The organism is Mycobacterium sp. AMU20-3851, assembly GCF_043974665.1.
Classification (GTDB): Bacteria; Actinomycetota; Actinomycetes; order Mycobacteriales; family Mycobacteriaceae; genus Mycobacterium.
Window position 1 is genome coordinate 5,299,389 of sequence record NZ_CP146371.1, and the last position, 19,171, is coordinate 5,318,559.

A 19,171-nucleotide genomic window follows, 5' to 3' on the forward strand; every position below is an offset into this window, starting at 1 on the left:
GCGGGCTCAGCTAAGGCACGTAACAAACCCTACGCGGGTTCAGGGTTTGACGAAGTTCAGATATGAGCGCGACGGGGTCGGCCCGCGCTGCCCCTGGTACTTGGAGCCGGCCACCGAGGAGCCGTACGGATGCTCGGCGGGGCTGGTCAGTCGCAGCAGGCAGAGCTGGCCGATCTTCATACCGGGCCACAGAGTGATGGGCAGGTTGGCGACGTTGGACAGCTCCAGGGTGATGTGCCCGGAAAAGCCGGGATCGATGAACCCCGCCGTGGAGTGGGTCAGCAGTCCGAGCCGCCCGAGCGAGGACTTGCCTTCCAGCCGGCCGGCCAGATCGTCGGGCAGCGAGCACCGCTCCAGCGTCGAGCCCAGCACGAACTCGCCGGGGTGCAGCACGAAGGGCTCGCCCTCCTTGGGTTCGACCAGGCTGGTCAGATCGTCCTGGCGCTGCGCCGGGTCGATGTGGGTGTAGCGGGTGTTGTTGAACACCCGGAACAGGCTGTCCAGGCGGACGTCGATACTCGACGGCTGAATCAGGGAGTCATCGTGCGGGTCCAGCGCCAGCCGGCCCGCGGCGATCTCGGCGCGGATATCGCGATCGGAGAGCAGCACGCGACGAGCCTAGCGGCCGGGTGCCGGTCAGGGGCAGGCTGCGGGCGCGTCCTGGCGGACCGGGAGGTCGGCGGGCAACGTGTAGGTGACGACGGCGTTGGCGTCGTGCGGGCTGTCGTTGCGCACGATGTGCGGCACCCCGGCCGGGATGACGACAGCGCTGCCGGCCAGATAGGGCGTCGGCGCGCACTGCTGCGCGGTCTGGACGGTCACGCTGCCGCCGGTGATGACGGTGTGTTCCAGGCCCGGATGGGTGTGCCACCCGCTCGACGACGGCGGGTGCAGCAGCAGTTCCTGCACGTAGAGGGTGGTCGGGCGGCCCTGCGTGTCGATCACAATCGGCGCGGAGGTGGTACCGGTGGCCAGGTCGGTGCGCTCCACGTCCCCCTCGGCGGGGGTGGCGGCCGCGGGGGGTGCGGCGACGGTGGCCAGGGCGGCGAATGTGGCTGCTGCGAGACGTTTCATGACTCCCCCTGTGGGCTCCTGCCCGATCGACGACTGCGGATGCTAGCCTTCCTGATCGAACATGCCGATGTAGTTCAATGGCAGAACATCAGCTTCCCAAGCTGAATACGCGGGTTCGATTCCCGTCATCGGCTCCACGCTGGCCAGCGCACATCCCATTCCGGGCATAGCTATGGTCAGCCTCGTCGCCCAGCGCGTGCGGCGAAAGAATCGAGCGCAGCCAGCACGTCAGGCGAACGCCATACCCGGGTGCGGGGTCCACTGGTCGTCTCGATGAGGATTCCCGCCTCGGCGAGCGGTTTGAGGTAGCGGTGAGCGTTGCCGGACTCGATGTCCAGTTCCCGTGCCAAGAGTGCGGCGTTCACCACCGGACGACGGATCAACAAGTCGGCAACCTTCCAGACCGCCGAGTCTGACCGCGCGGTGACCATGTCGTTCCAGGTCTCCCGGATATCGCGGAGGTCGGCAACCAGCCGGCGCCCGTTTGCGATAGCCAAGATGGTGGCCTGCGAGAAGCGCTCGACAATCGGTGCGGCGTCGCCGTCGCGATAGCTGGTCAACGCAGCGAAGTATGCGTCCGTGTCGGCCAGCAGCCCGGCCGAGACCGGAACTGTGACCTGGCGGGTCAGACCCTTATTGCGCAACATTGCCTGCACGAGTGCGCGGCCCGTTCGGCCGTTTCCATCGGTGAAGGGATGAATGGTTTCGAACTGTGCGTGACCCACCGCGATCTGCGGCAGCGTGGGCACGTCGATGCGGTGTGCGAATGCGATGAGGTCGCCAATCGCGTCGGGGATAACCTCATAACGTGGGCCGACGAACGTCGCGCCGATCGGGGTGGCGCCGCCGCCGATCCACACTGGCTCGGTACGGAATTCACCTGGGGTGTGACGCGGTTCGTTGACCATCAAGGCGCGGTGCATTGCGCGGATCGCGTCGGGATCAACGGAATCGGACAGGGCGACCGCCGCTTGCATCGCCGCGGTGTTGGCAACGACCATCTCAGCGTTGCGCTTGGGCTTCCCACCGGGTAGCTCGGCCTCGGCGATTGCGCGGGCTGATGCGGTCAAGTTTTCAATCTGCGAACTGGCGGCGGACTCCGACCGAAGTAGGACTGCGGCAAACGGGGCGATCTCCCCTCCGAGTTCGGCGTCGAAACGTGTGATCTCACGACTTGCGTACTCAGCGTCGGCGGACACCGACGGCGGCAAGTCGAGGACCAGATCGGCAATGCTCGCCGGCAGAGCAGGGTGATAAGTGCCGTACTTGGGCAGCGCCGCGCCCGCGTACCGCCTTCCCTGCGGCTCCCAACGAACGTCCTCGTAGGTGACCGGACGAAGTGACGTCACCACGACATTTTAACTTCAGTTACGTCATTAAGTGAAGCTAAAATGCAGGAGCTACTTCACTTGAGCTCCGGGGGTATCGGCATCGGGGTCATCAAACCCGCCGACCTGCGGCCGGTGTTCCCCTCCGGGTAGCGTCCGGTCAGCGATCCCGGCGCGGCCAGTATCAACCGCAGCACCTGGCCCACCGCTTCGCGCCGATCGCGCTGTGTCACAGCCAGTTTCAGCATTGCCGCGTGGTTGCAGGTGTGCAGCCAGGGATCGGGTTGCGACACGATGTGCGCGCGCTCCAGGTGATGCCATCGTCGCTGCGCCGTGCCCGCGGCACGGGCGGCCGCCATCTCCTGCCGGTAGCGACGCCGGGCCTGATCGTCGAGTCGAGCCACCTCAGTTCACCCCTTGGGCGCAGCACACATCCCCGCGCCAGGCTTCGACGCCCTCGCGCACCGCTACGACGGCGATGACCAGCGCCGCGATCGGATCGGCCCAGGACCATCCGAACAACGAGTTGAGGACCAGCCCGATCAGCAGAACCCCGGACAGGTAGGTGCAGAGCAAGGTCTGCTTGGAATCCGCGACCGCCGAGGACGAGCCGAGTTCGCGTCCCGCGCGGCGCTGCGCCCACGACAGCACCGGCATGACCGCCAGGCTCACCGCGGCGAGCACGATGCCGATGGCCGAATGCCGAGCCTCGCCGTACCCCAGCAGCGTCCGCACCGCGTCCACGGTGACGAAGGCGGCCAGGCCGAAGAACGAGAAGGCGATGACCCGCAGGGCGATCTTCTCGCGCGCCTCGGGATCGCGGCCGGCGAACTGCCAGGCCACCGCCGCCGCCGAGGACACCTCGATGACGGAGTCCAATCCGAAGCCGATCAGTGCCGTCGATGAGACACGCGCCCCTTCGGTCAGGGCGACGACGGCCTCGATCACGTTGTAGCCGATGGTGATCGCCACGAACAGCCGAATCCGGTTCGACAGCAGGCGACGTCGCTCGGCCGAAAGCGTGGGCACCTCGAGGGCCATCAGCAGCAGCCCTCGTCGCCGCTGACCGGGCAGCAGTTCGGGTCGACCGCGAGCACCAACCCCACGAGATCATCCAGGGCGTGACCGATGCGGGCGTCGGCCAGTTCGTAGCGGCTGCGCCGGCCCTCGGGCACCGCCACGACCAGCCCGCAGCCCCGTAGACAGGCCAGGTGATTGGACACGATCTGACGGGACACCTGCATCTCCTCAGCCAGGTCGGAGGGGTAGCGACCGCCCGCACGCAGGCTCAACAGAATCGATGCCCGCGTCGCGTCCGACAGTGCGTAACCGAAGCGGGCCAGCGCGTCCCGCCGCACAACAGTCTCCATGCGACAACAGTACATCGATTTCTGTATTAAGAAATGGCTGAATCGATCGGGGTTACCGTTGGCGTCCGCGCCCGACGGTGCCAGACTGTGACATGAGTCACATGACCACGCGGGTTGCGCGGGATAGGCGGGACATCATGTCAACAAGGACCAAGTACACCGCGGTGCCGGACCCGTACCTGCGGGAGTTCCCCAGCGCCGGCGATGCCCGCTTCACCTGGGAGTACGACGAGGGCCGGGCCCGGTTGCTCTCGCTGTACCAGAAGGGCAAGGACAAACAGTGGGACGCCCAGTCCCGGATCGACTGGGCACAGGACGTCGACCCGATGAATCCCATCGGGTTGCCCGACGAGTTCCACCCGCTGTTCGGCAGCCCGATGTGGGAGGCCGCCGACGCGGCCCGCCACGCCGAGATGCGCCAGCACTTCCAGTCCTGGCAGTTCTCCCAGTTCCTGCACGGTGAGCAGGGCGCGATGGTGTGCGCGGCCAAGATCGTCGAGGTCGTCCCGGACATGGACGCCAAGTTCTATGCGGCCACCCAGACCATGGACGAGGCCCGCCACGTCGAGGCCTTCTCCCGGTTCCTGCACGAAAAGGTCGGCATGGTCTACCCGATCAACTCGAACCTGACCTCGCTGCTGGATGACACCCTGCGCGATTCCCGTTGGGACATGCCCTATCTCGGCATGCAGGTGCTCATCGAGGGACTCGCGCTGGCCGCGTTCGGCGTGCTGCGCGACATGGCGGCACCCGATTCGCTGGCCAAGCAGGTGCTGGCCTACGTCATGCAGGACGAAGCCCGCCACGTCGCCTTCGGCCGGATCTCGCTGAAGGACTACTACGCCGCGCTGACCGACGCCGAACGCGACGAGCGCGAAGAATTCGTGGTGCAGGCCTGCTACCTGATGCGCGACCGGTTCCGCGGCGAGGAGGTCTTCGAGACCCTCGGCCTCGACGTGCAGGCGTGTGCCGACTGGGTCGACACGTCACCGCTGATGATCCAGTTCCGATCCCACCTGTTCAGCCGCATCGTGCCGATCGTGAAGGACATCGGGCTGTGGGGCACCAAGGTGCAGAAGGCCTTCTCGGACATGGGTGTTCTCGACCTGGCCGCCTCCGACATCGACGCGTTGATGAAATCCGATGAGGATCAGGCCGACGCGCTGGACAAGGCGCATGCCGAGATGGCCGACCGGGCCCGGGAGGTGGACGACGTCATCGCCGCGGCCGGCTGAGCCGCTTATCCACCGAATCGCAGGCCGGTGACCGCGAATCGTTCGACCTCGGCGACATGCCCGCCGGTCGACACCACCAGGGTGGCGACGCCGGGTTCTGCACCGTCAACGGTGACCTCGGCCGACCATGGGGTGTCCTGTCCGCCGGCCGGCAGGCAGCAGTAACCACCGACCTCGCCGTCCTGGAAGCTCTGGCGCACCTGCAGCCGCAGACTCTCGTCGACGCCGCTGATGGTGCCACCCGCGTCGAACGACGGTCCCACCGCGGCGCCGTAGGAGGGCGTGCCGAGGGTGAGTACCTCGTCGCGGGTTCCCACGACCTCCCACGGCGCGGCCCGACCATCCCCGAAGCGGACCAGGTGAATCGTTGCGACAGTGGAGGGTTCGTCCTCACCGAGGGAGTATCCGACCCCGATCCAGGCCTGCGCACCCTGGGTCTGGGTGTCCGTGACCCGGGTGATCTCACCGAAGCGGAGATACTCCCGCGTGAAGCGCAGCGCGGTCGTCCCCGCATCGGCATGCCATGACTCGCCGTCCTCGCGCGCCCAGCGATCCGCCTCGTCCTGGGAGGCGAACGGCCACAACGGTTGATACTCGAACGCTGCCGGCGCCGGCGGCGCGGTGATCAGGCCCGCCGCCAGCATGGCCACCGACGCGGCGGCTAGCAATGGTCTCCCCATCACCCCATCATGGCGCAGCCCGGGCGGATATGTTCACCCGTTGAGCGCCCGATCCAGATTGATGGCCGCGCTGATCAACGCCAGGTGCGTGAACGCCTGCGGGAAGTTCCCGACCTGGTCACCGGTGGCGCTGACCTGCTCCGCGTAGAGCCCGACGTGGTTGGCGTAGGTGAACATCTTCTCCAGCGCCAGTTGGGCGTCCTTGAGCCGGCCGGCCCGCGTCAACGCCTCGACATACCAGAACGAGCAGATCGAGAAGGTGCCCTCGGTGCCGTCGAGCCCGTCGGTGCCCGGTTCGTACCGGAACACGAGACTGTCGGTGACCAAATGCTTTTCGATGGCGTCGAGGGTGGACAGGAAGCGCGGATCCGCCGGGGACAGGAACTTCATCATCGGCATCAACAGCAGTCCGGCATCCAGATCGGTGCCGCCCTCCGCGCGGGTGAAGGATCCCAGATCCGGATTCCACGACTTGGTCATGATGCGTTCGTAGATGTCGTCACGTGCCGCCGACCAGGCCACCAGATCCGCCGGGAGCCCACGGGCGCGGGCGATCCGGATCGCCCGTTCGATCGCCACCCAGCACATCAACCGCGATGTGGTGTAAGGCATTTCACCGTTGCGGACCTCCCACATGCCGGCGTCGGGCCGGTCCCAGTTCTCGGCCACCCAGTCCACGATGCCGGTGACGTCGCACCACGCGTCGTGGCTGATGCCGGGACCGTGCTTGTTGAACAGGTAGACCGAGTCGATGATCTCCCCGTAGATGTCGAGTTGCAGTTGTCTGGCCGCCGCATTGCCGATGCGCACCGGCCGGGAGCCGTCATAACCGGCGAGATGGTCGAGTTCGTGCTCCTCGGGCGGGTTGCCGTCGATGTCGTAGAGCACCCGTAGCGGCCCGAGATGGCGGTCGTCGTCGCCGTCGCGCTGCCCCATCCGCTCCGACAGCCAGCGGGTGAAGTCCCGTGCCTCGTCGACGAATCCGAGCCGTAGCAGCGCGTACAAGCTGAACCCCGCGTCACGGATCCAGACATAGCGGTAGTCCCAGTTCCGGTGTCCGCCGACCGGGGCGGGCAGGCTGGTGGTGGGCGCGGCGACGATCGCGCCGGTGGGTTCGTGGGTGAGTAGTTTGAGCGTGATGGCCGAGCGGTGCACCGTCTCGCGCCACCGTCCGGTGTAGGTCGAGGTCGCCACCCAGCCCCGCCAGAACGCGGTGGTGGCATCGAGCAGTGCGTCGGTGCGGTCGACCGCGCAGGCGGTGACGTCGTCCTCCTCACCGAGCATCTCCAGGATGAACAGCGCGGTGTCCCCGGTACTCAGTTCGAATTCTGCTGTCACCAGGTCGTTCTCGGCGCCATCGTCGATGTGCAGATCCGTCGATGCGATCAGTCCGAGCCGGACCCCGTCGCCGGTGACGAGCACCCCGTCCCCGGACCGCTCGGCCGTGCAGGACTGCCGGGCATAGTCGGGCCGCGCATCCAGGCTCATCCGCAGGCGAAGGGTGCCACGCACCCCACTGACCCGGCGTACCACGCGTTGGCGGTGACCCGGCTCGTCCTTGATGGCCACCGGCATGAAGTCGTGCACCTCGACCACCCCGTCGGGGGTCAGGAACCGGGTGATCAGCACCGCGGTGTCGGGGTAGTAGAACTGCTGGGTCCGGGTGACCTCGGTGGTGGGTGACAGCCGCCAACTGCCGCCGCGGTCACTGTCCAGGATCGCGCCGAACACGCTCGGGGAATCGAACCGGGGAGCGCAGAACCAGTCGATGGTGCCGTCGGTGGCGACCAGCGCGCAGGTGCGCAGATCCCCGATCAGCCCGTGCTGGGCGATCGCGAGCGGCTGCTCACTCATCGGGCAGCCACCAGTCGGTCAGCGCCAGCGCGGCATCGGGGCCCCACGAACCCCTGGCGTAGCGCTGCGCCGTCGGCGGGTCGTCGAGCACGGGCTGGCACACCTGCCAGAGCCGGTCCACCTCGTCGGACCGGGTGAACAGGGTCTGATCTCCGCGGATGACGTCGAGCAGCAAGCGTTCGTATGCGGCCATCGAGTCGGCCCTCTCCCCCAGCTCGGCCGTCAGATCGACCGGTTGCAGGTCCAGGTCGGGTCCCGGGCGTTTGGCCCGCAGCCGTAACCCGATGACCGGTGGGTTGGTCAGTTCCAGCACCAGAACGTTGGAGCCGGCCGGATCTGCACCGAACCGCTCGATCGCCGGGCTGCGGAAGGTGAGCGCGACGGTGGCCCGGGTGGCCGCCATCGCCTTGCCGGTCCGCAGGTAGAACGGCACGCCGCGCCAGCGTTCGGTGTCGACGAAGGCCGCCAGCGCGACGAACGTCTCCACCGCGGAGTCCTCGGCGACGTCGTCCTCGTCGCGGTAGCCCTCGTACTGACCGAAGACTGTCTGTGCCGGGTCGAAGGGGCGCATCGCGTCGAATACCGCTGCTTTCGCATCGCGCAATGCCGCGGTATCGAAGGACGCCGGCGGTTCCATGGCGATGAAGCCCAGCACCTGACACAGGTGCGTGCTGATCATGTCGCGGAAGCACCCGGTCGACTCGTAGAAGCTGCCGCGTCCCTCGACGGTGAGCTGCTCGGGCACGTCGATCTGCACCGATGCCAGGTGGTCACGATGCCACGCCGGTTCGATCAGCCCGTTTGCGAACCGCAGCGCCAGCACGTTCTGCACCGCTTCCTTCCCCAGGAAATGGTCGATGCGGTAGATCCGGTCCTCGCCGACGATGGCCTTCAGAGCCGCGTCCAGGGCGCGGGAGGACTCCAGATCGGTCCCGAATGGCTTCTCGACCACGATGCGGGCGTCCCGGGCGAGCCCTTCCCGACCGAGCATGCCGATCATGGGTTGCATCGCCTGCGGCGGCACCGAGAGGTAGATGACCAGCTGTGCGTCCGCACCGAGGGCATCGCGCGCACCGCGGACGGCTCCGGCCAGGTCGCCGCCGTCCTCGGCATCCGAAGTCTGAAAGGTCATGGACGACAACAGTTTCGACAGGACCTGTTCGTCCACGTCGTCCAGGTTGTCGCGCAGCGCCCGGCCGACGCTGTCACGGAAGTCGTCGTCGCTGCCCGGGGAGTGCCGTCCCGATCCGATGACGGCGTAGCGGTCCGGCAGCCCGCCGGCCGCGGCGAGGCGGTACAGCCCGGGAAACAGCATGCGCTCGGCCAGGTCGCCGGTCGCCCCGAACACCACGAAGACCTGGGGCGGGGGCGGTCGATCGTGCATCGTGGGTTATTGCCCGGTGCATGGTGTCCGCTAAACACCGGAAATTTTGCAGGACCTATCTGTGGAGCACCCGGAAACCAATCAGGTCGATGCCGTGGCGGTCGGCTTCCACAGCAGCGCCCCGATGAGGAGTCCCACGAAGGGCACCGCCGCCAGAATCGTGCTGAGCGTGGCGCTGCCGCCGGTGACCAGGGTGAAGTTGGACAACACCAGCCACAGGCTGCCGAGCAACCCCAACACCGCCAGCGCGGGCGCAATCCGGGTCTGCCAGGTCCGGCCGCCGCGCAGGTCAGGCTTGCGAAGGAAGAAGACCAGCACGGCGATCGATGTGGTCAGCATCAGCAGCACCATGCCGACCGTGGCGACACCGGCCATGGAACCGAAGACGCCGACCAACGGATCGATCCCGAGGACCGCCAGCACCCCGACGATCACAGCCGCCGTGACCGTCTGCACCACCGAGGAGAAGGCCGGTGACTCGTGGCGGTCGTGGACGGTGCCCAGGCGGGCCGGCAGCAGGCCCTTGCGGGACAGCACGAACTGGTAGCGGGCGATCACGTTGTGGAAGGACAGGACGCACGCGAAAAGGCTTGTCAGCAACAGGATGTTGACGATGTCACGGCCCACCCGGCCCAGCGCTGCGCCGGTGGTGTCCAGCAGCATGTTGCCCTCGCCGGCAAGGGTCTGTTGCGCGGTGGCCGCCACCTGGTCGGGCCCGATGGCGACCACGAAGGCCCACACGGTCACGGTGTAGAACGCGCCGATCAGTATCACCGCGGCATAGGTGGCCCGCGGGATGGTCCGCTTCGGATCTCGTGCCTCGTCCCGGAACACGGCGGTGGCTTCGAATCCGATGAATCCGGTGAGCGCGAACAGGATCGCGATGCCGAGGGCCCCCTGGCTGAACACTTCCGGGGTGAAGGAGGCGAACGTGATTCCCGCGGGGCCGGGGTCGGTGACGATGGCCAGGTCGAGAACCACCACGATGCCGATCTCCAGGGCGAGCGCGACACCGAGCACCTTGGCGCTCAGTTCGATATGGCGGTAGCCCAGAACGGCGACGATCGCGAGAACGGCGAAGGAATATAGCGGCCAGGGGATCTGGGGTCCGTCATAGAAGGCGACCGTGTCACCGATCGCCCAGCCGATGTACCCGTAGATACCGACTTGGATTGCGGTATAGGCGATCAGCGCCACCACGGCGATTCCCTTGCCCATCCGCTCGCCGAGCCCTGCGGTGACATAGGAGAAGAAGGCGCCGGCTTCGGGTACGTGTGGGGTCATGGTCACGAACCCGATGCTGAAAACCAGCAGGACCAGTGATGCCGTCAGGAATCCGACCGGTGCGCCGGCGCCGTTGCCGAGCCCCATCGCCAGCGGCATGTTGCCGCCGATGACGGTCAGCGGGGCGGCGGCCGCGACGACCATGAAGACGATGCCGACGGGTCCCAGCCGGCCCTTGAGCCGCGGGCTTTCGGTGTTGGTGGTGGTCATGGGCGCTCTCCTAGGGCCGAGGCGAGTAGGTCGTGGTCGATGGCGTGCGCGGTGAAGCCCCGGTAGCCGGTCACGGTCTCCGCGCTCACCATGGCGTTGACGATGGCTTCTTCGGTGGCCTCGATGGTCAGGTCGAACAGCAGGTCCATCTGCTGCGGACCCACCATGCGCAGCGGGATTTCCGCCGCGGCCCGGTCGGTGTCGGCGCCACCGTACGGCGGGATTCCGCGGTTACCGGTGGAGAAGGCGAACATCAGGTCGCCGCTGTACTGCTCGCCGGAGCCGCCGAGGCGGCCGACGCCCAGTGCCGAACGCTGCGCCAGTCGCCGGCACTGATGTGGAAGCAGCGGCGCGTCGGTGGCGATGATGACGATGATCGATCCCGAGCCGGGCAGGTACCCGGGCGGGTGATCCGGCAGCGGGACCTCCGGTTGAGTGACGGGTACGCCGTTGATCCGGAGCCGATCGCGGCGGCCGTGGTTGGCCTGCACCAGCACGCCGACGGTATGACCGTTCACCCGCGATGCCGTCCCGATACCGCCTTTGAACTGGTGACAGATCATCCCGGTGCCGCCACCGACGTTGCCCTCGGCGACCGGTCCGTCACCGGCGTCCGCCAGGGCGGCCCGCACGTGTTCGGGCCGGACGTGAAATCCATTGATGTCGTTGAGGAACCCGTCGTAGGTTTCGCCGACCACCGGCAACGACCAGTACGCCCCGTCACCTCGGACCCGAACCTGTTCGGCAACCAGGCCGTCGCGCACCACCCCCACGCTGTGGGTGTTGGTCAGGCCGATGGCCGTGGTCAGCTCGCCGGATTCGCGAATCCACTCCAGACCGGTGAGTTCACCGCTGCCGTTGAGAACGTGCGAGCCGGCGAAGACCGGTTCGGTCCAGATGTCCTCGTGCGGGACGACGACGGTCACGCCGGTGTTGATGCCGTCGCCCTGCAGTGTGGTGTGTCCGACGCGCACTCCCGGCACGTCGGTGATGGCGTTGTGTGGCCCGGTGGGGTGTTCCCCGATGACCACGCCTAGGTCTCTGGCACGCATTGGTTTCTTCTCGGTCGAGGGTTTTTTTCCTAATTGGAAAAGAACTATGCGCCCGGTTGCGCCGACGCGCAATAGGAACGGCAAAATAGGTCCGACCGACTTTCATCGAGGAGCAGCGCGGCGATGGCCCGACCCAACCGGCAGCAGGAACGGCGTACCGAGATCCTCGACGCCGCGATCGCGGTGATCGAGCGTCACGACCTGGCCTCCCTCAAGCTCACCGACGTGGCCGCCGAACTGGGCCTGACCACCAACGCGCTGCGGTACTACTTCAAGGACATGACGGATCTGCTCTCCGAACTCGCCATGCGTTCCGACGTCCGGTTCTACGACGAGCGCCTGCAGATCGGCAACGGGACAGATACCCCGGCGGCCCGGCTGGCGCTGACCATCGCGGCCGGGCTGCCGTCGGGGCCCGAGGATGCCGAATGGCGGGCGATCTGGCGTGCGGTGCTGGCGGCGGGATTCGAACTCGATCAGCGCCTGGACGTTCAGGCGATCTATCACCGCCAGGTCGACCTGTACGCCGATCTCCTGACGGCGGGCGCCGACGCCGGCGCCTTCCGACTCAACTCCCCCGCCCGCGACATCGCGATGACGTTGATGGCGATGGAGGACTACCTGGGTTACCGCATCGTGGCCCGCGATCCGGCGCTCGATCGTGCGACCGCGCTACACCTGATGCGCGAGTACGCCCGGCTCGCCACCGGCGCCACCCTCCCCGACACCGCGTGACACCCGCTCGCCCTCAGCCGGATCGAGGCACGTAGTTGCCGTGAAAGCCCTGGGGAACGTGGTGGGTGAGCCTGGCCGTGGCGACGGGGCCGCTTTCCAGGTCGCCGGCATCCAGGATCACCAGCTGCGAGGTATGACTGTCGGGGAGGTACTCCACGCTGAGCAGCCAACCGTCGTCCTCGTCGGTGGCACCGGCCTTGGGCGTGAAAACCGGTTCACAGAAGCTGTTTCCGGCTCCCGATGTGGTGTAGGTCGTTTCGGTGCGCTCGACCAGGTCGAGCTTGGTGATCGAGTCGTAGAACGACCCGAGGTGCCGGCGGGTGTTGAAGTACGAATAGCGGTGCGGCCTGCCCTCGAAACCACCGTGGTGACGCGGGAATTCGCACGGCTGGTCGCACAGCGCCTCGTCGAGGACGCGCCCGGTCTTGGTGATCCGGCAGCGGGCGAAGACCGAGGGCGCGTCGTCGAGGCTGCTGCTCTGGAAGCGTGCGATGCGTTTGAGCAGTCGGCCGTCCTCGTATCGGATCGCGTCGACAACGGTGTCTTCGCCATCGTCGTAGGCGTTACTGAGGTGGAAGACCATCACCGCGTCGGATTCGATGCGACGCACCTTGCCCCCGGCACGCGGGACCAGGATGAACACACTCCCGCGGCGCGGTTGGTACTGCAGCGCGTCGCCCAGTGACTTCAGCCCGAGTGCCACCGGCACCGCATCCGGGACGATCGGCGAGACCACGAACACGAGATACCGCTCGGTGATGGCGAAATCGTGCACCATGGCCACATACGGCAGCGACACCGAGCGGAAGTGGCCCAGCCTGCCGCGCGCGTTGGTCCGGTAGATGCGCAGGTGCGGCCGGGGTATGAACTCGACACCGAAGTTGAACATTTCGCCGGTGCGCGGACAGATGCTCGGGTGCGCGGAGTAGGAACCCATCCAGCGCAATTCGCCACCGAAACGCCGGACCGCGATGGTGTCCAGGGTGTCCGGGTCGATTTCGTGCGGCGGGCCGCCCTCCCACAGCGCGTACAGACGTCCGGCGTGCTCGACGACGTTGGTGTTCGCCAGATTCGGCATGAACCGGCCGATATTGGCCAACCACCCCCCAGCTGCGGGGGTACCGAGGTGCCGGGTGCCGGACCTTCCGGTGTAATGACCGGTGCGCACGTAGCGGTTCTTGTAGTGCACGGCGCCATCGGCGATGGTGAACCCCGAGAGCATGCCGTCACCGTCGAACAGGTGGTGCAACGGGCGGCCCGTGTGGTCCTGCCAGCGGCCGGGTCCGTTGCGGTACAGCGTGCCCCGCAGATCCCGCGGGACCACCCCGGAGATCTCATCGACGCGGTAGTCGTGTTCGGCGAGTTGCGGCTCGCTCACCCCGAGGCCGGCCAGGTCGGCCTCGCTCAGGCCGCTCAGGCGGCGCTGCGCCCGTGCTTGCTCCCGGCCGGTCAGGGATCCGAGGTACTGCCGCAGGCCCGGAAGGCGCTGCAGGTCCGGCACTTTCATCGTGTCGTTCATCGTGTCGGCGGACCGGACAGCCATGCGCACTCCTCACAAACTGAGACTGATCATGAAGCTAGTCTCAGTTCACGGGCCGGTCAATAGCAGCCGCGGCGCGGCTGCGGTAGAAATGTCCGGTGGCCGGCACCCGATCCTCGACCCAGCTGGTGGAGGCCGCCCTGCATCTGATCGCCGAGTCGGGCCTGGATTCCCTCACGCTCAGTCAGGTTGCCGAACGCGCCCAGGTGTCCCGCGCCACCGCCTACCGGGAGTTCGGGGACAAGGACGGCTTGCTGTCCGCGGTCGCCCAGCGGGAGATCGCGGCGATGAGCTCCGCCGTCCTGGCCGCCGTGGACCTGCGCGGAGAACCCTGCAACGTCGTGCCTTCGGTGGTCACCGCGGCGTTGCGCTACCTGCGCGACCACGCGGCGTTCACCTACGTCCGCGACCACGAACCACACTGGCTGCTGCGAGCCGGGCTCACCGTGGGCAACGACCGGCTGAATCTCGTGCAGACGGTCGCCGGCCTGGTCGCCCCGGCCATCCACCCACACCCCGCGCTGGCGCTCGCTCCGCTACCGGCCGCCGAAGTGGTTGTCCGGACGGTACTTTCGCACACCCTGATCGAGGACAGCAGCCTCGACGACCAGCAGGTTGCCGAGGCTGTCACCCGCGCCATCACCAAGGCTTGAGGATCAGTCGGCGTCGCGCCCCTCCCGGCTGCTGCGATAGGCGCGTCGGCGAACCGAGGTCAGCCATCGCGGCAGCAGGCTCACCCCGTCGGCCAGGTTCAGCGTCGGATCGAAGGCAATATCGTTTGGGGGCCAGGTCGTTTCGGCCACCCGGTCGAACTCGATGACCGCCAACGGATCGAAACCGCCGGTGCCCTGGGCCTGTTCGACGTCGAGGACCACGGGCCCGGCCTGCAGCCGGTCACGCATACCGTCGACCGAAAGCCCGTGGAACTCGGTCGGTGAACTCAGCCGCGCCCGCAACCAGTAGACGTGTCCGCGGTATCCCAGCGGCATCAGGGTCGAGAAGACCGCCGAGGACCACGAGGTGGTCGGAGCCAAAACCACTCGCGTGGCGGCCGATACCATCAGGACGTCCCACGGGCAGCTGTCACCCTCGGCGTGTGTGCGCCACGCCAGGCCTGCGAAGTCCGGCAGCGAGGCCGGGGTTCCGGCGCCCTTGGAGAACCGTCCCACGACCTCACCGTCGGGCAGCGGCAACCCCCGGCCGGTAGCTGCGGTGCGGCGGACCGTACCGGAGCACAACACACCGACGGGATGGAACAGCCGCGCGTGGCGGATCGCCGCGCCGGCACGAATGGGTAGCGCAGCAACCTCGGAAACCTTCATGAGCAGGGGATGCCCTGCCCCGCGGGGGCCAAACCCTCCGCCGGTGACCGGAACGGCGTGCCGTCGGAAGCCCGCTCGATCAGGCCGAGTTGCTGAAAGGACCGCAGCCAGCCCTCCATCGGCCACCAGCCCCACCTGCGGTGGAACACCGCGGCGTTGCGCAGGATGTCGTCGAGATGCTCGATCGGCGGGTCCGACACGGGGTGGTACTGGTGAAACGCATCGGCCCCGCCGACCCACCGCAGTCCGATTCCGCGCGCCGCGGCGGTCTGCGCGAAGTCGGTGTCCTCGCCCCCGTAACCGCGGTACTCCTCGCAGAATCCGCCGGTCTGTACCCAGGTCGGGGTCGTCACCGCGAAGGACAGCGACCAGAACAGCCGGTAGTCGCTGCCGGCCACGACCTGATGGCCGGGCGGGCACGGGCGCGCCGGATGCGGGCGGCTCAGCTGTGCCAGCCGGCCCAGCGGGTAGCCCTGTGTGCCCGGCGGGGGCAGATAACTCACCGGCCCGCACAACAGGGCGTCCGCATGGTCGAGGTCCGCGGTCGTCTGCCGGTACCGGCTCGCCAGATCCGGGCCGGGAATGCAGTCCACATCCAGGAAGATGAGCAGTTCAGCACCATCGTCGACGGCCACGCGGGCTCCGGTGTTACGTGCGCGCGCCAACGGCAGCGCGCCGCCCCCGGTGTCGCAGTCCACCAGCACGGTCGGCGGGGCACCGTCGCGGACGACATCCGCCGCGCACGGATCGTCCATGGCCACCACGACGTGCAGGTCGATGGGGCTGGTGCCGCGGTCCAGACCCACACGTTGGTTACGCAGGTGGGCCGACCTGCCGTGCACGGTGGTGATCACGGCGGTTTTCATGTTGCCGACCGTCCCCGGCACCGATGCGCCGTGTCCTCGATCGCCGCCGCTGCACGGCGCGCAGCCCCTTCGACCTCCCAGAGCTTCCACCGCGCAGTGTCAAGGGATTTCGCCCGCTCCATCAAGGCCGGCCAGGCCCGCGGTCCCGGCCAGCGGGGTACCACCACCGCGAGTTGGTGGCGGTGCAGCACCTCGGCGGTCGCACGTTGCTCGTCGAATGGGCGGGTCTGGGGGATGACGATCGTCGGCCGGGACGCCGCGGCGACGTCGGCAATGGAGTTCTGCCCGGCATGGGTGACGACCAGATCGGCCGCACTCAGTTGCGGCCACGGGTCCGCCGTCCAGTCACCGGCGGTCCCGCCGAGCGACGACCAGGTGATCGAGGACGCGTCGGCACCCGGACACATCTCCCCTTCCCGGATACGCATGCCTTCGGCGCCGGAGAGGACGACCACCCTGGTCCCGGATTCCTCCGCGAAAGCCCTTGGCCGTCCATCGAATCGGCTGATCCCGCCGACGAAGGCGGTCTTGTTCTCATAGGGCCGCAACCAGGACGGCACGCGCAGATCTTTCGGCCACGCCGCGATGATCTGGTCCGCCATCCGGTGCACCAGCCGATGCGGCGCATCGATCCGGTTGCCCGGCAGGGCCGTCACCACCACCGGGATCCCGAGCAGACGCACGAACACTGCCACCTCGACGGACACGTCGACGACGAAGACCTCGGGCTGCGCGTCTCGCACCCACCGCATGATGGCATCCATCCGGTCGCCGTAACCCTGGTCGAAATGCGGTGCCCAGTGCAGGGATCCGTGTGCGGTCGGGTGCCGGACCGTCGGGTCCCCGTCGTCACGCGGAAGCCGGACAACGGCGGTGAACGGATTCGGTTCCGGTACCGGCCGACTGGTCAGCACCGTGACCGGGCGGTTGAGCTGTTCGGAGATGCTCATCGCCCGCGCCAGATGGCCGAATCCGTGATGGTGCACGTAGTAACCGATCATCGTCGCTACCCCCGGTTCCGGTGATCATCTGCTGGTACAGCGCCAGATAGGTGTTCAACATCGCGTCCGCCGAACACCGGTCCTTCGCGTGCTGACGGACCGCACGACGGTCGAGGCCCAGTACCTCCGGGATCGCCGTGGCCATCGCGTCGGCATCTCCCGGCGCCACCAGCCGACCCGCCTGCGGGGCCAGCAGTTCCCTGATTCCGCCGCGGTCGAACGCGACCACCGGTGTCCCGCACGACATCGCCTCGGCGACCACCAGCCCGTACGGCTCGTCCCACATCGGGGTGACCAATGCCGCCGATGACGCACCGACCAGATTCAGCAGTTCGTCGTGGGTGAGATGCCCGGCGTAACGCACCTGCCCGCCAAGGTGCGGCTCGACGGACTCGGCGAAGTACGCCGGATCCGATACCGGCCCGGCCAGCACCAGCGGCACCCCGGCAGCGCGCGCAGCCGCGATCGCCAGGTGTGTCCCCTTCTCCGGAGTGATCCGGCCGAACCAGATCAGGTTCTCGCCACCGTGTCCCAAAGCCCAATGCGCCGTGTCTATTCCGTTCGGGACCACCTCGATGTCCGGCGTGATGTGCGCCCAGGAGCGGGCGGTGTGCCGGCTGACCGCGGCCAACCGGGTGCCCTCCCCCGCCGTGGCCGTCAACGCCGATTCCAGCCAGGGCGTCGGCGGTGTGTGCACCGTGGTGAGCATCGGTACCGCCAGCATCGGGGCCATTGCGACCGGCAGGTGGTGCAGGCTGTGGTTGTGCACGACGTCGAAGTCCGCGGACCCGGACCGCGCGAGTTCGAGCATCACGCTGAGGTACGCATGGTGGTCATGCATGAACGCTTCGCCGGGCATCGAGATGTCTCGCGTTGCGGCTTCGGAGAGCAGCAACTGCCGGACCGCCAGCGTGCGGCATCCCGGCGCGACTTCGGATCCGTTGCCGGCGAACAACGAAACGTCGTGACCACGATCTGCCAGGGAGCGGGCCAGGTGCCAGACATGCGACTCCAGACCGCCGGCGAAGGGCTGGCGGATCGGAAAGCGGTTCGATGCGATGACCGCGATGCGTAACCGGTCGGTCATGCCGCGGCCTCCCGGTACAGCTGGGCGTGACGCAGCGACACATCGACGCGCTCGCGCCGGCGCTCGGCCCAACTTGCCCGGGGCGCGGGTTCTCCTGCGCTCCACCGTCGATGCATGGCGGTCACGGCCCGGCGCAGCGATTCGGGGTCGAACCGTTCCTCATCGAGGTCGAACAGTTCGCACGGACGTTGTTCCCCGTAGAAGCCGCAGCTGGGGGCGATGACACCGGTACCGAGGTCGTGGCATGCCTCCAGCCAGCCCGAGTGGGAGCCGAACCGGTACGGCAGCACGGACACCGTCAGGGAAGCCAGATAATCCCACAACTGCGTATCGGTGAAGTAGGGGTGCACCTTCACCCGGACCCGGTCGTGCCGGCCGTAGGCGAGCAAAGCCCGACCGGCATCGGGGGCGAACCAATGGTTGTCCGGGTCGAAGATCTCGTCGTGCACGTCGATCTGCAGAATCGCTCCCGGCAGTTCACTCACTGTGTGGGTCAGCGTGTCCAGGATGGCGAGCGGATCCATGTTGGCGCGCAGGCTTTTCACGTGCACCCCGACCACGAACTCCGGACTGGAGACGCGGTCCCGCGCGATCCACGGGCTGTCGAGCACATGCGGGTGCGGCAGCACGTGCGCCTCGCGACCCCACCGTCGCTGCACCGCCCGGGCAGCCCCGGCGGTCAGGGTGATCAGCGTGTGGGCACCCGCCACGAGGATGTCCTGCTGCCGTCGGTGTGCCGACGGATCGGGGTGATGGGGGTTGCGTAGATCGTGCACGGTGTAGATCAGCGGCTTGTCGTACTTTTTGAGCTGCTCGACGACATCGACCAGATCGTCGGTACTCACCGCGTCGAACCCGAAGTGCAAGTGGAACACCTCGAACTCGTCGCGATGCTCGCTGACCCAGCCACGCTCCAACATCAGCGGCGGCCACCAGCCGCCGGGCACCTTTCGTCCGTCCGCCGGCACCGGATCCTTCAGTCGCACGACGGGATCGAGCCCGCCGGGGTGCGAGAGATGGCGCACGTACACGTGCGAAGCCGGAACGGACGCGACACGCAAGACGAACTCCTTTGGCTGAGAACGTGGGTTCAGGCCCGCTTCGATGACCCGGGACCGTCACGAGCCTCGATCCCACCTGTTCTGGAGG

The 19,171-nt window shown here is 67.6% G+C and carries 20 protein-coding genes and 1 tRNA gene; 4 read left to right on the forward strand and 17 right to left on the reverse strand.

Features of this window, described 5'->3' with window-relative positions:
* Positions 1-39: 39 nt before the first annotated feature.
* Together dcd and V4U86_RS25385 are read right to left on the reverse strand one after the other, a co-directional pair.
* On the reverse strand, positions 40-609 hold the full coding sequence (dcd, locus tag V4U86_RS25380) for a dCTP deaminase (protein WP_395308611.1): 570 nt from the start codon (positions 607-609) through the stop codon (positions 40-42).
* 27 nt (positions 610-636) lie between these two features.
* A complete protein-coding gene (locus V4U86_RS25385) occupies positions 637-1,074 on the reverse strand; it encodes a cupin domain-containing protein (RefSeq protein ID WP_395308612.1) in 438 nt (145 codons plus the stop codon).
* 63 nt (positions 1,075-1,137) lie between these two features.
* Between V4U86_RS25385 and V4U86_RS25390 the strand changes: the two genes are divergently transcribed.
* Positions 1,138-1,211 (forward strand) — tRNA-Gly (locus V4U86_RS25390).
* Positions 1,212-1,250: 39 nt separating this feature from the next.
* Here V4U86_RS25390 and V4U86_RS25395 read toward each other — a convergent pair.
* The 4 genes from V4U86_RS25395 to V4U86_RS25410 are packed head-to-tail and all read right to left on the reverse strand — an operon-like array spanning position 1,251 to position 3,772.
* Positions 1,251-2,423 carry a Fic family protein gene (locus V4U86_RS25395; protein ID WP_395308613.1) on the reverse strand — a complete coding sequence of 391 codons (1,173 nt, stop codon included), beginning with the start codon at positions 2,421-2,423 and terminating at the stop codon, positions 1,251-1,253.
* 56 nt (positions 2,424-2,479) lie between these two features.
* Entirely contained in the window at positions 2,480-2,806 is a 327-nt protein-coding gene (locus V4U86_RS25400; protein WP_395308614.1) for a DUF3703 domain-containing protein, read from the reverse strand.
* 1 nt (position 2,807) lies between these two features.
* Entirely contained in the window at positions 2,808-3,443 is a 636-nt protein-coding gene (locus V4U86_RS25405) for a cation transporter (RefSeq protein WP_395308615.1), read from the reverse strand.
* Positions 3,443-3,772, reverse strand: a complete 330-nt coding sequence (locus V4U86_RS25410; RefSeq protein WP_395308616.1) for an ArsR/SmtB family transcription factor — start codon at positions 3,770-3,772, stop codon at positions 3,443-3,445. The genes V4U86_RS25405 and V4U86_RS25410 overlap by 1 nt, the downstream gene beginning before the upstream one ends.
* 137 nt (positions 3,773-3,909) lie before the next feature.
* On the opposite strand from V4U86_RS25410, the gene V4U86_RS25415 reads away from it, so the two are divergent.
* Entirely contained in the window at positions 3,910-5,007 is a 1,098-nt protein-coding gene (locus tag V4U86_RS25415) for a ferritin-like domain-containing protein (protein WP_395308617.1), read from the forward strand.
* A gap of 5 nt (positions 5,008-5,012) precedes the next feature.
* Here the strand turns inward: V4U86_RS25415 and V4U86_RS25420 are convergent, their stop codons facing one another.
* The 5 genes from V4U86_RS25420 to V4U86_RS25440 form a co-directional block, all read right to left on the reverse strand.
* On the reverse strand, positions 5,013-5,687 hold the full coding sequence (locus V4U86_RS25420; RefSeq protein ID WP_395308618.1) for a hypothetical protein: 675 nt from the start codon (positions 5,685-5,687) through the stop codon (positions 5,013-5,015).
* A gap of 33 nt (positions 5,688-5,720) precedes the next feature.
* Positions 5,721-7,541, reverse strand: coding sequence for a glycoside hydrolase family 15 protein (locus tag V4U86_RS25425; RefSeq protein ID WP_395308619.1), 1,821 nt, complete (start codon positions 7,539-7,541; stop codon positions 5,721-5,723).
* Positions 7,534-8,925: a glucose-6-phosphate dehydrogenase gene (gene zwf / locus V4U86_RS25430; protein ID WP_395308620.1), complete on the reverse strand. Its 1,392-nt coding sequence runs from the start codon at positions 8,923-8,925 to the stop codon at positions 7,534-7,536. The genes V4U86_RS25425 and zwf overlap by 8 nt, the downstream gene beginning before the upstream one ends.
* Positions 8,926-9,006: 81 nt before the next feature.
* Positions 9,007-10,419, reverse strand: a complete 1,413-nt coding sequence (locus V4U86_RS25435) for an APC family permease (protein WP_395308621.1) — start codon at positions 10,417-10,419, stop codon at positions 9,007-9,009.
* Positions 10,416-11,471, reverse strand: a complete 1,056-nt coding sequence (locus tag V4U86_RS25440; RefSeq protein ID WP_395308622.1) for a P1 family peptidase — start codon at positions 11,469-11,471, stop codon at positions 10,416-10,418. The genes V4U86_RS25435 and V4U86_RS25440 overlap by 4 nt, the downstream gene beginning before the upstream one ends.
* A gap of 123 nt (positions 11,472-11,594) precedes the next feature.
* Here V4U86_RS25440 and V4U86_RS25445 point away from each other — a divergent pair, with 123 nt between their 5' ends.
* Positions 11,595-12,206, forward strand: a complete 612-nt coding sequence (locus V4U86_RS25445) for a TetR/AcrR family transcriptional regulator (RefSeq protein WP_395308623.1) — start codon at positions 11,595-11,597, stop codon at positions 12,204-12,206.
* A 13-nt stretch (positions 12,207-12,219) separates the two neighbouring features.
* On the opposite strand, the gene V4U86_RS25450 is transcribed toward V4U86_RS25445, so the two are convergent.
* Positions 12,220-13,749 (reverse strand): carotenoid oxygenase family protein, encoded by a 1,530-nt coding sequence (locus V4U86_RS25450; protein WP_395308624.1) that lies wholly within the window; start codon positions 13,747-13,749, stop codon positions 12,220-12,222.
* Positions 13,750-13,844: 95 nt separating this feature from the next.
* On the opposite strand from V4U86_RS25450, the gene V4U86_RS25455 reads away from it, so the two are divergent.
* Entirely contained in the window at positions 13,845-14,399 is a 555-nt protein-coding gene (locus V4U86_RS25455; RefSeq protein WP_395308625.1) for a TetR/AcrR family transcriptional regulator, read from the forward strand.
* 3 nt (positions 14,400-14,402) lie between these two features.
* Here the strand turns inward: V4U86_RS25455 and V4U86_RS25460 are convergent, their stop codons facing one another.
* The 5 genes from V4U86_RS25460 to V4U86_RS25480 are packed head-to-tail and all read right to left on the reverse strand — an operon-like array spanning position 14,403 to position 19,083.
* On the reverse strand, positions 14,403-15,068 hold the full coding sequence (locus tag V4U86_RS25460; protein ID WP_395308626.1) for a phosphodiesterase: 666 nt from the start codon (positions 15,066-15,068) through the stop codon (positions 14,403-14,405).
* Positions 15,065-15,934, reverse strand: coding sequence for a glycosyltransferase family 2 protein (locus V4U86_RS25465; protein WP_395308627.1), 870 nt, complete (start codon positions 15,932-15,934; stop codon positions 15,065-15,067). The genes V4U86_RS25460 and V4U86_RS25465 overlap by 4 nt, the downstream gene beginning before the upstream one ends.
* Positions 15,931-16,884 (reverse strand): glycosyltransferase, encoded by a 954-nt coding sequence (locus V4U86_RS25470; RefSeq protein WP_395308628.1) that lies wholly within the window; start codon positions 16,882-16,884, stop codon positions 15,931-15,933. Before V4U86_RS25470 ends, V4U86_RS25465 begins: the two co-directional genes overlap by 4 nt.
* Entirely contained in the window at positions 16,784-18,022 is a 1,239-nt protein-coding gene (locus V4U86_RS25475) for a glycosyltransferase (protein WP_395308629.1), read from the reverse strand. The genes V4U86_RS25470 and V4U86_RS25475 overlap by 101 nt, the downstream gene beginning before the upstream one ends.
* The gene (locus tag V4U86_RS25480; RefSeq protein WP_395308630.1) at positions 18,019-19,083 is read right to left on the reverse strand and encodes a glycosyltransferase family 1 protein; all 1,065 of its coding nucleotides are present in this window, start codon (positions 19,081-19,083) and stop codon (positions 18,019-18,021) included. The genes V4U86_RS25475 and V4U86_RS25480 overlap by 4 nt, the downstream gene beginning before the upstream one ends.
* Between the last annotated feature and the right edge of the window lie 88 nt (positions 19,084-19,171).

Excerpts from the sequence above, each read along its gene's own strand:
- V4U86_RS25385 (WP_395308612.1), bottom strand. The coding sequence starts at position 1,074 with ATGAAACGTCTCGCAGCAGCCACATTCGCCGCCCTGGCCACCGTCGCC.
- V4U86_RS25405 (WP_395308615.1), bottom strand. The coding sequence starts at position 3,443 with ATGGCCCTCGAGGTGCCCACGCTTTCGGCCGAGCGACGTCGCCTGCTG.
- V4U86_RS25410 (WP_395308616.1), bottom strand. The coding sequence starts at position 3,772 with ATGGAGACTGTTGTGCGGCGGGACGCGCTGGCCCGCTTCGGTTACGCA.
- V4U86_RS25415 (WP_395308617.1), top strand. The coding sequence starts at position 3,910 with ATGTCAACAAGGACCAAGTACACCGCGGTGCCGGACCCGTACCTGCGG.
- V4U86_RS25420 (WP_395308618.1), bottom strand. The coding sequence starts at position 5,687 with ATGGGGAGACCATTGCTAGCCGCCGCGTCGGTGGCCATGCTGGCGGCG.
- V4U86_RS25425 (WP_395308619.1), bottom strand. The coding sequence starts at position 7,541 with ATGAGTGAGCAGCCGCTCGCGATCGCCCAGCACGGGCTGATCGGGGAT.
- zwf (WP_395308620.1), bottom strand. The coding sequence starts at position 8,925 with ATGCACGATCGACCGCCCCCGCCCCAGGTCTTCGTGGTGTTCGGGGCG.
- V4U86_RS25435 (WP_395308621.1), bottom strand. The coding sequence starts at position 10,419 with ATGACCACCACCAACACCGAAAGCCCGCGGCTCAAGGGCCGGCTGGGA.
- V4U86_RS25440 (WP_395308622.1), bottom strand. The coding sequence starts at position 11,471 with ATGCGTGCCAGAGACCTAGGCGTGGTCATCGGGGAACACCCCACCGGG.
- V4U86_RS25445 (WP_395308623.1), top strand. The coding sequence starts at position 11,595 with ATGGCCCGACCCAACCGGCAGCAGGAACGGCGTACCGAGATCCTCGAC.
- V4U86_RS25450 (WP_395308624.1), bottom strand. The coding sequence starts at position 13,749 with ATGGCTGTCCGGTCCGCCGACACGATGAACGACACGATGAAAGTGCCG.
- V4U86_RS25460 (WP_395308626.1), bottom strand. The coding sequence starts at position 15,068 with ATGAAGGTTTCCGAGGTTGCTGCGCTACCCATTCGTGCCGGCGCGGCG.
- V4U86_RS25465 (WP_395308627.1), bottom strand. The coding sequence starts at position 15,934 with ATGAAAACCGCCGTGATCACCACCGTGCACGGCAGGTCGGCCCACCTG.
- V4U86_RS25470 (WP_395308628.1), bottom strand. The coding sequence starts at position 16,884 with ATGAGCATCTCCGAACAGCTCAACCGCCCGGTCACGGTGCTGACCAGT.
- V4U86_RS25475 (WP_395308629.1), bottom strand. The coding sequence starts at position 18,022 with ATGACCGACCGGTTACGCATCGCGGTCATCGCATCGAACCGCTTTCCG.